Annotated in this window: 10 protein-coding genes and 1 pseudogene; 10 read left to right on the top strand and 1 reads right to left on the bottom strand. The window is 61.2% G+C overall.

Translation table 11 applies throughout. The features are described from left to right. A pseudogene (locus ACIO0C_RS24305) lies at window positions 1-784 on the bottom strand (pyruvate dehydrogenase (acetyl-transferring), homodimeric type); the annotation flags it as partial. 72 nt (window positions 785-856) lie between these two features. On the opposite strand from ACIO0C_RS24305, the gene ACIO0C_RS24300 reads away from it, so the two are divergent. The 10 genes from ACIO0C_RS24300 to ACIO0C_RS24255 all read left to right on the top strand — a co-directional run bounded on the left by ACIO0C_RS24300 (window position 857) and on the right by ACIO0C_RS24255 (window position 11,712). After that, window positions 857-1,171, top strand: a complete 315-nt coding sequence (locus ACIO0C_RS24300; protein WP_157295535.1) for a hypothetical protein — start codon at window positions 857-859, stop codon at window positions 1,169-1,171. Then, window positions 1,168-4,107, top strand: coding sequence for a bifunctional [glutamate--ammonia ligase]-adenylyl-L-tyrosine phosphorylase/[glutamate--ammonia-ligase] adenylyltransferase (glnE, locus tag ACIO0C_RS24295; protein WP_401315797.1), 2,940 nt, complete (start codon window positions 1,168-1,170; stop codon window positions 4,105-4,107). The genes ACIO0C_RS24300 and glnE overlap by 4 nt, the downstream gene beginning before the upstream one ends. 188 nt (window positions 4,108-4,295) lie before the next feature. Next, window positions 4,296-5,330 (top strand): lipopolysaccharide heptosyltransferase II, encoded by a 1,035-nt coding sequence (gene waaF, locus ACIO0C_RS24290; protein ID WP_401315795.1) that lies wholly within the window; start codon window positions 4,296-4,298, stop codon window positions 5,328-5,330. Window position 5,331: 1 nt separating this feature from the next. Next, on the top strand, window positions 5,332-6,393 hold the full coding sequence (waaC, locus tag ACIO0C_RS24285; protein WP_401315793.1) for a lipopolysaccharide heptosyltransferase I: 1,062 nt from the start codon (window positions 5,332-5,334) through the stop codon (window positions 6,391-6,393). Then, on the top strand, window positions 6,393-7,514 hold the full coding sequence (locus ACIO0C_RS24280) for a glycosyltransferase family 4 protein (protein WP_401315791.1): 1,122 nt from the start codon (window positions 6,393-6,395) through the stop codon (window positions 7,512-7,514). The genes waaC and ACIO0C_RS24280 overlap by 1 nt, the downstream gene beginning before the upstream one ends. After that, on the top strand, window positions 7,515-8,321 hold the full coding sequence (rfaP, locus tag ACIO0C_RS24275; protein ID WP_401315789.1) for a lipopolysaccharide core heptose(I) kinase RfaP: 807 nt from the start codon (window positions 7,515-7,517) through the stop codon (window positions 8,319-8,321). It begins immediately after the preceding gene. Beyond that, window positions 8,321-9,055 (top strand): lipopolysaccharide kinase InaA family protein, encoded by a 735-nt coding sequence (locus ACIO0C_RS24270; protein WP_401315787.1) that lies wholly within the window; start codon window positions 8,321-8,323, stop codon window positions 9,053-9,055. The genes rfaP and ACIO0C_RS24270 overlap by 1 nt, the downstream gene beginning before the upstream one ends. Then, window positions 9,052-9,804, top strand: a complete 753-nt coding sequence (locus ACIO0C_RS24265) for a lipopolysaccharide kinase InaA family protein (protein WP_401315785.1) — start codon at window positions 9,052-9,054, stop codon at window positions 9,802-9,804. Before ACIO0C_RS24270 ends, ACIO0C_RS24265 begins: the two co-directional genes overlap by 4 nt. Then, window positions 9,804-11,255, top strand: coding sequence for a lipopolysaccharide kinase InaA family protein (locus ACIO0C_RS24260; protein WP_401315783.1), 1,452 nt, complete (start codon window positions 9,804-9,806; stop codon window positions 11,253-11,255). Before ACIO0C_RS24265 ends, ACIO0C_RS24260 begins: the two co-directional genes overlap by 1 nt. A 121-nt stretch (window positions 11,256-11,376) precedes the next feature. Continuing rightward, window positions 11,377-11,712 (top strand): YceK/YidQ family lipoprotein, encoded by a 336-nt coding sequence (locus ACIO0C_RS24255; RefSeq protein WP_401315781.1) that lies wholly within the window; start codon window positions 11,377-11,379, stop codon window positions 11,710-11,712. The last annotated feature ends 115 nt before the right edge of the window (window positions 11,713-11,827 follow it).

Genomic DNA, 11,827 nt, shown 5'->3' with positions numbered 1-11,827 from the left:
GGCCGTCGAGGCGCTGCTGGTTGCAGTTGATGACGAAGATCAGGTTGTCGAGCTTCTCGCGGCCGGCCAGGGAGATGGCGCCCAGGGATTCCGGCTCGTCGCACTCGCCGTCGCCCAGGAAGCACCAGACTTTCTGTTTGCCTGGCTGGATGAAGCCGCGGTGTTCCAGGTACTTCATGAAGCGTGCCTGGTAGATCGCCTGGATCGGGCCCAGACCCATGGATACGGTCGGGAACTGCCAGAAGTCCGGCATCAGCCAAGGGTGCGGGTAGGACGACAGGCCCTGACCGTCGACTTCCTGGCGGAAGTTGTTCATCTGGTCTTCGGTGATGCGGCCTTCCATGAAAGCACGGGCGTAAACGCCTGGCGAGGTGTGGCCCTGGAAGTAGATCAGGTCGCCGCCGTGTTCGTCGGTCGGGGCCTGGAAGAAGTAGTTGAAGCCGATGTCATACAGGGTCGCACTGGAAGCGAAGCTGGAGATGTGACCGCCGAGGTCAGAATCTTTCAGGTTCGTACGCATTACCATGGCCATCGCGTTCCAGCGCACCAGCGAGCGAATGCGGCGTTCCATGAACAGGTCGCCAGGCATGCGTGCTTCGTGGGTTACCGGGATGGTGTTGCGGTAAGGCGTGGTGATGGCGTAAGGCAACTGCGAGCCGCTGCGGGTCGCGAGTTCGCCCATACGGGTCATCAGATAGTGAGCACGGTCTTCGCCTTCTTTGTCGAGAACCGATTCCAGGGCGTCCAGCCATTCCTGGGTTTCGACGGGATCGAGGTCTTGCATGGCTTGCTCCAGGGCGGAAAGGCTACCAGAATCGGTTGCCTGAGTTAGCGACTGGCCTTGTGGGCAGACGTTATGAATTCTTGGATTGCCGATAGGTTGTTCCGGCGGTGTGTAGTTTTACTACAAATCATCCGGCATTTCAGCCTTGCTAATGTATATACGAGTAGTAAAACTACAGATGAGCGGCTTGTGGCCCCCGGCTGCGTTGTGAGAATAATCGTTAAGGTTGGTCTTTTGCCAACCGAAAAAGGTGAAAGCTTGATGTTGGCTGCCAATAAAAAAGAATTTTCAGCTATTTCTAACTTTTGTTCGACACTCCTTCAGGTAGTGGGTTTGCGAGATTCACTACATGCAGCCCGTTACACGCCGATCAAGGATAGACCATGAGCCTGCCTACGCTTGCCGACCTGCCTGCCATCCTGTTGCCGTTGGTCACCCGCGCCGAGCAGTCGTTCCGTGCTGCCGTCAGCACGCTGGGCGATGACCACGGGCTGTCCACCTGGACCGCTGAACGCTGGGCGCAATTTGCCCGCGTCACCGCGGCCAGCGACTTTGTCATCGAGCAAAGTGTGCGTGACCCCCTGCTGTTGCTGGCGCTGGTACAGTCCGGCGAACTCGACCGCAGCCTCGCCCCCGGGGAGATGCGCGCGCAAATCGCCGCCACCGTGGACGCCGCGGAAACAGACGATCAACTCGCTCGTGCCTTGCGCCGTCAGCGCGCGCGCCACCAGGTGCGGATCATCTGGCGCGACCTGACGCGCCAGGCCGATCTGGTGCAGACCTGTCGCGACCTCTCGGACATGGCCGATGCCAGCATCGACCTGGCCTACCAGTGGCTGTACACCCGGCATTGCCAGCAGTTCGGTGTGCCCACCGGCCGGCGCAGCGGCGAGCCGCAGCAGATGGTCGTCCTCGGCATGGGCAAGCTGGGTGCTGTGGAACTCAATCTGTCATCGGACATCGACCTGATCTTTGCCTACCCCGAAGGCGGCGAAACCGTCGGGGTCAAGCGCCCGCTGGACAACCAGGAATTTTTCATTCGTCTCGGCCAGCGCCTGATCAAGGCCCTGGACCCGATGACCGTCGACGGTTTCGTGTTTCGCGTCGACATGCGCCTGCGCCCTTACGGTTCATCGGGTGCGCTGGTGTTGAGTTTCAATGCGCTGGAGCAGTACTACCAGGACCAGGGGCGCGACTGGGAGCGCTACGCGATGATCAAGTCGCGCGTGGTGGCCGGCGATCAAGTGGCCGGTGCGCAACTGCAAGAAATGCTGCGACCGTTCGTTTACCGGCGCTATCTGGATTTTTCCGCCATCGAAGCGCTGCGTACCATGAAGCAGCTGATCCAGCAGGAAGTGCGGCGCAAGGGCATGGCCGACAATATCAAGCTCGGCTCCGGCGGTATCCGTGAGGTGGAGTTTATCGCCCAGGCCTTCCAGCTGATTCATGGCGGTCGCGACCTGAGCCTGCAACAGCGTCCATTATTAAAAGTACTGGGCACGCTCGAAGGTCAGGGTTACCTGCCTCCAGCGGTGATCAATGAACTGCGCGAAGGCTACGAATTCCTGCGCTACACCGAGCACGCGATCCAGGCTATTGCCGATCGCCAGACACAAATGCTGCCCGACGGCGCTCAGGATCAGATGCGCATTGCCTTCATGCTGGGCTTTGCCGATTGGCCAGCGTTTCATGAGCGCCTGATGTACTGGCGCGGCCGCGTGGCCTGGCACTTCGCTCAGGTGATCGCTGATCCTGACGAGGACCAGGGCGCCGAAAGCGAAGTGGTGGTCGGTGGTGAATGGCTGCCGCTGTGGGAAGAGGCTCAGGATGAAGAAGCGGCCTGCCGACAGTTGCAGGACGGCGGTTTCGCCGATGCCACCAAGGCACTGAAAGCCTTGGCCAGCCTGCGCGGTAGCCCGCAGTTGCGCGCCATGCAGCGCTTGGGTCGCGAACGTCTTGATGCCTTTATTCCGCGCTTGCTGGCTCAGGCCGTAGAGCATGCGAATCCGGATCTGGTGCTGGAGCGGGTATTGCCACTGGTTGAAGCCGTGGCGCGGCGATCTGCCTATCTGGTGCTACTGACCGAAAACCCCGGTGCCTTGCGACGCTTGCTGACCTTGTGCGCGGCCAGTCCCTGGATTGCCGAACAGATCACCCGCTTTCCGTTGTTGCTCGATGAGTTGCTCAACGAGGGCCGGCTGTTCAAGCCGCCGTTGGCACCGGAGCTGGCCGCCGAGTTGCGCGAACGCCTGACCCGGATTCCCGAGGACGACCTCGAGCAGCAAATGGAAGCCTTGCGTCATTTCAAACTGGCGCACCGCTTGCGGGTCGCCGCTTCGGAAATCGCCGGCAGCCTGCCGCTGATGAAAGTCAGCGATTACCTGACCTGGCTCGCAGAAGCGATTCTGGAACAAGTGCTCGCCTTGGCCTGGCGGCAAACGGTCGCCAAGTACGGCACGCCGCTGCGCACCGACGGCACCTTGTGCGACCCCGGCTTCATCATTGTCGGTTATGGAAAAGTCGGTGGCCTGGAATTGGGGCATGGTTCGGATCTGGACCTGGTGTTCATCCATGATGGCGATCCACAGGCGGAAACCGACGGGCCGAAGTCGATCGACGGCGCGCAGTTTTTCACCCGGCTGGGGCAGCGGATCATTCACTTGCTCACGGCGCAGACCAACTCCGGTCAGCTCTATGAAGTCGACATGCGCCTGCGCCCGTCCGGTGCCTCCGGGTTGCTGGTGAGTTCGCTGGGGGCCTTTGCCCGCTATCAGGAAAATGAAGCCTGGACCTGGGAACATCAGGCGCTGGTCAGGGCGCGGGTGTTGGTCGGCAGCGAGGATGTCGGCCGGGCGTTCGAGCAGGTTCGCGCGGCGATCCTGGGCAAGGCGCGCGATCTGCCGACCCTGCGCCAGGAGGTCAGCGAGATGCGCGCCAAGATGCGCGACAACCTGGGCAGTAAGAGTACGGCGGCCGGCACCGGGGCAAATGCCTTCGAAGCCACGGCGCCCTTCGACCTCAAGCAGGACGCCGGAGGTATCGTCGATATTGAATTTATGGTGCAATACGCGGCTCTGGCCTGGTCCGAAACACATCCGCCACTGCTGCGCTGGACGGACAACATCCGCATTCTGGAAGAGCTGGAGAAAGCGGGGTTGATGCCCGTTGAGGACGCCAGCCTGTTGCGTGAAGCCTATAAAGCTTACCGCTCCGCCGCCCACCGGCAGGCCTTGCAGAAGGATGCCGGAGTGATACCGGGCGACCAGTTCGCGGACGAACGGCGACAGGTCATGCGGATCTGGCGTGAGCTGGGGCTAAGCTGAAGCGGGATATTTGATACGCCAATATCCCCTGTAGGAGCGAGCTTGCTCGCGATGAACTTGAGAGCGCCGCGGGGTGCCAGACTTGCCGCCCTAGCGAGCAGGCTCGCTCCTACAGTAGATTTGCGTTGTTCTGTAGAATTTTCGAGGCGGGGAGGCGTAGGCCTCCCCGGTTCGTTTATGGAAACCACATGAAAATTCTGATCGTTGGGCCCAGTTGGGTCGGTGACATGGTGATGGCGCAGACACTGTTTCAGTGTCTCAAGCAACGCCACCCGCAATGCGAAATCGACGTGCTGGCCCCCGAGTGGAGCCGGCCGATTCTTGAGCGCATGCCCGAAGTTCGCCAGGCCTTGAGCTTCCCGCTCGGCCACGGCGCGCTGGAGTTGGCGACGCGTCGGCGTATCGGCAAATCCCTGGGCGGCCAGTACGACCAGGCGATCCTGTTGCCCAATTCCCTGAAGTCGGCCCTGGTGCCGTTCTTTGCCGGCATTCCCAAGCGCACCGGCTGGCGTGGTGAGTTCCGCTACGGTCTGCTCAACGACGTGCGCACGCTGGATAAAGAGCGTTACCCGCTGATGATCGAGCGCTTCATGGCCCTGGCCTACGAGCCTGGCTTTGAACTGCCCAAGCCTTACCCGCGCCCGAGCCTGCGTATCGACCCGGTGACTCGCGAGGCAGCCTTGGCCAAGTTTGGCCTGGCCCTCGACCGCCCGGTGTTGGCCCTGTGCCCCGGCGCCGAGTTCGGCGAGTCCAAGCGCTGGCCGTCCGAGCATTACGCCAAGGTGGCCGAAACGAAGATTCGCGAGGGCTGGCAGGTCTGGCTGTTCGGTTCGAAAAACGATCACGCCGTGGGTGAAGACATCCGTTCGCGGCTGATTCCCGGCTTGCGTGAAGAGTCGGTGAACCTCAGTGGCGGCACCTCGTTGGCCGAGGCCATCGATTTGCTGTCCTGCGCCGATTCGGTGGTGTCCAACGACTCCGGCCTGATGCACGTCGCCGCCGCGCTGAACCGTCCGCTGGTGGCAGTCTACGGCTCGACGTCGCCGGGCTTCACGCCACCCTTGGCCGAACATGTCGAGATCGTGCGCCTGGGCATCGAATGCAGCCCATGCTTCGACCGCACATGCCGTTTCGGCCATTACAACTGCCTGCGCCAGCTCATGCCGCAGGCGGTGAACGATGCCTTGCAGCGTTTGCAGGGCACTGTGGTCGAGGTCAAATAGTTTGCGCGTACTGCTGATCAAGACTTCATCGCTGGGCGACGTGATTCATGCGCTGCCGGCGCTGACCGACGCCTCGCGGGCTATCCCCGGCATCACGTTCGACTGGGTGGTGGAAGAAGGCTTCGCCGAAATTCCGACCTGGCACCCGGCGGTGGGCAAGGTGATTCCGGTGGCGATTCGTCGCTGGCGCAAGAACCTCTGGCAGACCATCAAGAGTGGCGAGTGGAAGCGCTTCAAGCAAAGCCTTCGTGCCACGAAATACGATCTGGTCATCGATGCCCAGGGCCTGCTCAAAAGCGCTCTGCTGACCCGGTATGTGAAAGCCCCGGTGGCCGGACTCGATAAAAGTTCGGCGCGCGAGCCCATCGCTGCGCGTTTCTATAACCGGCGCCTGGCGGTTGCCCGCGGCCAGCATGCGGTAGAGCGAGTGCGTCAGCTGTTCGCCATCGCCCTGGGTTACGACTTGCCCAAGGGGCTGGGCGACTACGGCCTGAGCGTCGAACGCCTGGTGGAACTGCCGCGCAAGAACCCGTATGTGGTGTTCCTGCATGGCACCACCTGGGACACCAAGCATTGGCCTGAAACCTACTGGCGCGAGCTGACGGAGCGGGTCGGTTATCTCGGCGTGGGCGTGAAACTGCCATGGGGCAATGCGGCGGAGAAGGCCCGCGCCGAGCGCATCGCTGCCGGCTTCAAGCACGCCGAGGTATTGCCCAAGCTGAATCTGGCCGGTGTCGGCAAGGTGCTGGCCGGCGCGCAAGCCTGCGTGGCGGTGGACACCGGCCTTGGTCATCTGGCCGCAGCCCTTGATGTGCCGACGCTGTCACTGTTCGGCCCGACCAATCCGGGCCTGACCGGGGCCTACGGCAAGTCGCAGATTCACCTGGCCAGCGACTTCCCCTGCGCGCCGTGCCTGCAAAAGAAATGCACTTATCAACCGACGGCCGAAGATGCCAGTCGGTTTGACCTGAAACGCGAGTGGCCATTGTGCTTCACGCGTCTGAATCCCGAGCGTGTCGCGAGCCGACTGAGCACGTTATTACTGGCTGAGGAGCTGCGCTGATGCAATTGGCATTCGTCCTGTACAAATACTTTCCCTTTGGTGGCCTGCAGCGCGATTTCATGCGCATCGCCCTGGAGTGCCAGAAGCGCGGCCACCAGATCCGCGTCTACACGCTGATCTGGGAAGGCGAGGTGCCCCCGGGTTTCGAGGTGCTGGTGGCGCCGGTCAAGGCGTTTTTTAACCATCGGCGCAATGAAAAGCTCAGCGAGTGGATGGAAGCCGACCTGGCCAAGCGTCCGGTGGACCGCTTGATCGGCTTCAACAAGATGCCGGGCCTGGATGTCTACTACGCCGCGGATGGCTGTTTCGAAGACAAGGCGCAGAACCTGCGCAACTCGCTGTACCGGCGCTGGGGTCGCTACCGCCATTTCGCCGAGTACGAGCGCGCGGTGTTTGCCAAGGATGCCAAGACTGAAGTGCTGATGATTTCCGAGGTCCAGCAACCGCTGTTCATCAAGCATTACGGCACACCGCTGGAGCGCTTCCACCTGCTGCCGCCAGGCATTGCCCAGGATCGTCGTCGGCCGGCGGATGCGGACGAGATTCGCGCGGGGTTTCGCGCCGAATTCAATCTGAAGGACGATGACTTGCTGCTGGTGCAGATTGGCTCCGGGTTCAAGACCAAGGGCGTGGATCGCAGCCTCAAGGCCTTGGCCGCGTTGCCCGCTGATCTGAAGAAGCGCACCCGGCTGTTTGTAATTGGCCAGGACGACCCCAAGTTATTCCAGATGCAGAGCGCCACGCTGGGGCTCGGTGACAACGTGACGTTCCTCAAGGGTCGCAGCGATATTCCGCGCTTCCTGTTGGGCGCCGATCTATTGATCCATCCGGCCTACAACGAAAACACCGGTACCGTGCTGCTCGAAGCGCTGGTGGCCGGGTTGCCGGTGCTGGTGACTGCGGTATGCGGGTACGCCCATTACATCGCCGAGGCCGACGCCGGCCTGGTGCTGGACGAGCCGTTCGATCAAGCCCAGCTGACCCAGTACCTGACCGGTATGTTGAATGACGCTCAAGCAAGGGCGGCCTGGAGTCGCAACGGTTTGGCCTTCGCCGAGACGGCCGACCTCTACAGCATGCCGCAGCACGCGGCCGATGTGATTCTGGCGGAGCACGCTTAAATGAAGTTGATGCTGGCTGAACCGTTCAAGAGCCTCTGGGCCGGACGCGACCCGTTCGCCGAAGTCGAGGACTTGCAGGGTGAAGTGTACCGTGAGCTCGAAGCTCGCCGAACCCTGCGTACCGAAGTGAACGGCAACGGGTTTTTCGTGAAGATCCACCGTGGCATCGGCTGGGGCGAAATCTTCAAGAACCTGCTTACTGCCAAGCTGCCGGTCCTGGGGGCCGGCCAGGAGTGGAAGGCCATACAACGCCTGCAGGAAGTCGGCGTGCCGACCATGACCGCCGTTGCTTATGGCCAGAAGGGCAGCAATCCGGCGGACCAGCATTCGTTCATCGTCACTGAAGAGCTGGCACCGACGGTCAGCCTCGAAGATTACAGCATCAACTGGATCAAGCAGCCGCCCGAGCCCAGGCTCAAGCGTGCGCTGATCGCCGAAGTGGCGCGCATGACCGGCATGATGCACCGTGCCGGGGTCAACCATCGTGACTGTTATATCTGCCACTTCCTGCTGCACACCGACAAGCCGGTGACCGCGGACGATTTCAAACTCTCGGTGATCGACCTGCACCGCGCCCAGACCCGTCCGACGATCACTGCGCGCTGGCGCAACAAGGATCTGGCGGCGCTGTATTTTTCTGCCCTGGATATCGGCCTGACCCGGCGCGACAAGCTGCGCTTCCTCAAAGGCTATTTCCAGCAGCCGCTGCGACAGATCCTGAGTGAAGAAGCCGGGCTGTTGAGTTGGCTCGAAGGCAAGGCCAACAAGCTTTACGAGCGTAAGCAACGATACGGGGACGCGCTCTGATGGCGGGTTGGAGGCTGGAGCCTGCTTACAACGATCTGGCAGAAGACTTCGGCAGCCTCGATGCCGTGTTTGCGCTGCAAGGTGAGCGCCTGACCCGCGATCCGTTGTCGGAGGTCATTCGCGTCCAGCGCAATGGCGTCAACTATTACGTCAAGCGCTACGTGGGGGCCGGCAAAGGCTTGCGCCGCTACCTGGGCAAGCCACGGGTGAAAATGGAGTGGCAGAACCTCAAGCGTTTCGCCAAATGGGGTATTCCCACCGCCGAAGTGGTGGCCTGGGGGCTGGAGCGTCGCGGTGCGGCCTATGATCGCGGGGCGATGATCACTCGCGAACTGCCAAGCACAGAAGATTTGTCTGCACTGGCCGAGCGGCACGATGCGAAACTGGCGGACCGCGCCTGGGTCGACACCATCAGTCGACAACTGGCCAGTTACACCCGCACGATGCACGAGCATCGCTTTACCCATAACGATTTGAAGTGGCGCAACCTGCTGGTCGACGATCAGGCCCGACTGTTCCTGATCGACTGCCCCAACGGTGATTTCTGGAGCGGTTTCTGGCTCAAATACCGAATCACCAAGGACTTGGCCTGCCTGGACAAGGTGGCCAAGTATCAACTGTCGGCTACCCAGCGCCTGCGCTTTTACCTGCAATACCGCCAATGCAGCCGGCTCAATGCCGCCGATAAAAAGCGCATCCGGCACGTGGTGAGATTTTTCGAGGGACGCGAATGACTGATTTTCTGGCCGCTGAAGACCGTGCGCTGCTTGAGCGTCACGGCCTCGGCACTTTCGATGCACTCTGGGTCCGGCAGCTCGATGCCGTGGACGAACCCAACACCCTGCGTGGTGGCTGGAGCAGCGTGTTTCGGCTGGATCTGGAGGGTCAGGGTTTCTACCTCAAGCGTCAGAGCAACTACCAGATGCACACCTTGCACGCGCCTTTTGGCGAGCCGAGTTTTGCTCGGGAGTTTCGAAACATCAGCCGCTACGAAAAGCTCGGCATTCCGGCGCTCAAAGCGGCGTTCTTCGGTGAGCGCAAGGTCGACGGCGAAGTGCGGGCGATTCTCCTGACTCGCGCCCTGGACGGCTGGGATGATCTGGACTCGCTGCTGCAGCGCTGGTCGGATCTCGGCGAGGCGCAACATGTCGCGATACTGCAAGCCTGCGGAAAACTGGCGCGGCGCCTGCATGGCAAGCGTCAGGTACATGGCTGTTTTTACCCCAAGCATATTTTTCTTTGCGCCACCGCTGGTGGCTATCAGGCGCAACTGATCGATCTGGAAAAGACCCGGCCGCTACTGTTTGGTCAGCGCGATCGGGTCAAGGATCTTGAGCCGCTGTTGCGTCGGGCGCCGGAATGGAGCGAGGCTCAGCTGCGCATTTTGCTGGCTGCCTATCTGGATCAGCCACAGGACAGCACGCTGATCGATAGCTGGCTGACACGCCTGACCGCGCGACGCAGTCATAAGGAGAAGCGCTGATGCGTTTGTCCGAACTGAAAAACCTAGGTCGTCATCCGAACCTGCCATTAAGTCTTTCACTGGCCGATGCTGCCGGGCCGGCGGATTTGCAGTTGCTGACCCTGTTGCGGGTATTGCCCGGGCAGCGTTATGTCGGTGCCGGTGTCTGGCGCGGTCGGCCAGTGCTGGCCAAGTTGTTGGTTGGTAGCAAAGCGCCGCGGCATTTCCAGCGCGAGCTGGACGGCGTGCGATTGCTCGCCGCCCAAGGTCTGACCACGCCGCTGCTGTTGGCTGACGGTCTGAAGGACGGCGAGGGTGGCTGGCTGCTGTTTGAATTCCTTGAAGGTGCCCAGAGCCTGGGTGATGCCTGGCAGCAGGTGGAAGGCTTGCCGGCGCTGGCCGATGAGCAGTCAGCCGTGCTGGCGCAAGCCTTGGGCGCGATCGGTCAAATGCACCGCAAGGGCTTGTGGCAGGAAGACCTGCACCTGGACAACCTGTTGCGCCAGGGTAATCGGCTGTACTTGATCGATGGCGCCGGGATCTGCAGCGAAACGGCGGGCCAGCCACTCTCGCGGCAGAAAGTCCTGGAAAACCTCGGGGTGTTTTTCGCCCAGTTGCCCAAGTCGCTGGAGCCGTTCACCGAAGAATTGCTGGTGTACTACCTGCTGAGCAACGGCGAGCATGCCCTGCCCATGGAGGCCCTGCAGAAACAGGTCGACAAGGTTCGCAGCTGGCGCCTCAAGGACTTCCTGATCAAGATCGGTCGCGAATGCACGTTGTTCAGCGTACAGCGCGGTGCGTTTGGCTTGCGGGCGATCCGTCGCGAGGAAGAAGCGGCGATGCTGCCGGTATTGGCTCAGGCTGACGCATTGCTGGATCAGGGGCATCTGTACAAGACCGGTGGCGCGGCGAGCGTCGGCAAGGTCGAGGTGGACGGCCGCACTCTGGTGATCAAGCGCTACAACATCAAGGGGTTCGCCCACTGGCTCAAGCGCTTCTGGCGCCCGAGCCGTGCCTGGCACTCCTGGCGCGAAGGCAATCGCCTGGCCTTTCTCGGCATCGCCACGCCCAAGCCGCTGGCGGTGCTGGAGAAACGTTTTCTCTGGCTGCGCAACCGCGCCTACCTGATCACCGAGCATCTGCCGGGGCCGGACATCATCGAGCGTTTCGCGCCGTACATCGATAGCGGTGATGCGCCTGAAGCCGAATTGCTGGCGCTGGATCACCTGTTCGCCGAATTGATTCGCGAGCGTATCAGCCACGGCGACTTCAAGGGCCACAACCTGTTCTGGCAGCAGGACCGCTGGGCGTTGATCGATCTGGATTCGATGTGCCAGCACGGCTCGCTCGCCAGCTTCGCACTGGCATATGCGCGGGATCGGGCGCGGTTCATGCGTAACTGGCCCGAGAACAGTGCCCTCTTTCAGGTCATCGATCAGCGTCTTCCCAAGGGCATCCCTGGCGCCGCCTGAGTCCCTTCGAAAGATTAGCGGGCAAGTTCCTGCGAACGGTCCTACATGATTTTGAGAAGCCATGAACTGTGGCCTGAATGACCGCGATGCTAGTTTGCCTGACGCTAATGGAGGGCAAGCTTTGACGATCAAAACGCTAGTCGTATCAGGTTTCATCTCATTGGCTTTGACAGGGTGCGGGACTGTCGCAACGGTGTTTCAGGACGATGCCGACGCGGCCCATGGGCTTCGACGGCAAAAAACCTATTGTCAGTCCATTCCTCGGGTCTATAGCGGCCTGGCCTACGATTTTTGCATGTTGAATGCGCCCCCTGAGCCAGCGGGTATGTTCGTTTCGCTCGTTTTGATGGACCTGCTGCTGTCTGGGGCGCTGGATACCGTTGTCTTGCCGTATACGATTTACCGGCAGGGCACGGATGGCAATATCCGTATTTACTGGCGGCCTGCGCCACGCTGATAACCGAAGGGTCATTCCCGGCATGTTTAAGCTATAATCCCGCCCTTTAGCTGTCTCTCGCCCGTTGCGAGGGCACATTAATTTTTGAGGCGCATTGCGCCTGCACGCAGACTAA

The sequence above is a fragment of the Pseudomonas sp. NPDC087336 genome (assembly GCF_044744285.1).
GTDB lineage: Bacteria > Pseudomonadota > Gammaproteobacteria > Pseudomonadales > Pseudomonadaceae > Aquipseudomonas.
This window is presented reverse-complemented; position numbering and strand designations above follow the sequence as displayed.

Bases quoted from the DNA above. Each gene is read 5' to 3' on its own strand.
- ACIO0C_RS24280 (WP_401315791.1), top strand. From the start codon at position 6,393: ATGCAATTGGCATTCGTCCTGTACAAATACTTTCCCTTTGGTGGCCTG.
- ACIO0C_RS24270 (WP_401315787.1), top strand. From the start codon at position 8,321: ATGGCGGGTTGGAGGCTGGAGCCTGCTTACAACGATCTGGCAGAAGAC.
- ACIO0C_RS24300 (WP_157295535.1), top strand. From the start codon at position 857: ATGAATTCTTGGATTGCCGATAGGTTGTTCCGGCGGTGTGTAGTTTTA.
- waaF (WP_401315795.1), top strand. From the start codon at position 4,296: ATGAAAATTCTGATCGTTGGGCCCAGTTGGGTCGGTGACATGGTGATG.
- ACIO0C_RS24265 (WP_401315785.1), top strand. From the start codon at position 9,052: ATGACTGATTTTCTGGCCGCTGAAGACCGTGCGCTGCTTGAGCGTCAC.
- glnE (WP_401315797.1), top strand. From the start codon at position 1,168: ATGAGCCTGCCTACGCTTGCCGACCTGCCTGCCATCCTGTTGCCGTTG.
- rfaP (WP_401315789.1), top strand. From the start codon at position 7,515: ATGAAGTTGATGCTGGCTGAACCGTTCAAGAGCCTCTGGGCCGGACGC.
- ACIO0C_RS24260 (WP_401315783.1), top strand. From the start codon at position 9,804: ATGCGTTTGTCCGAACTGAAAAACCTAGGTCGTCATCCGAACCTGCCA.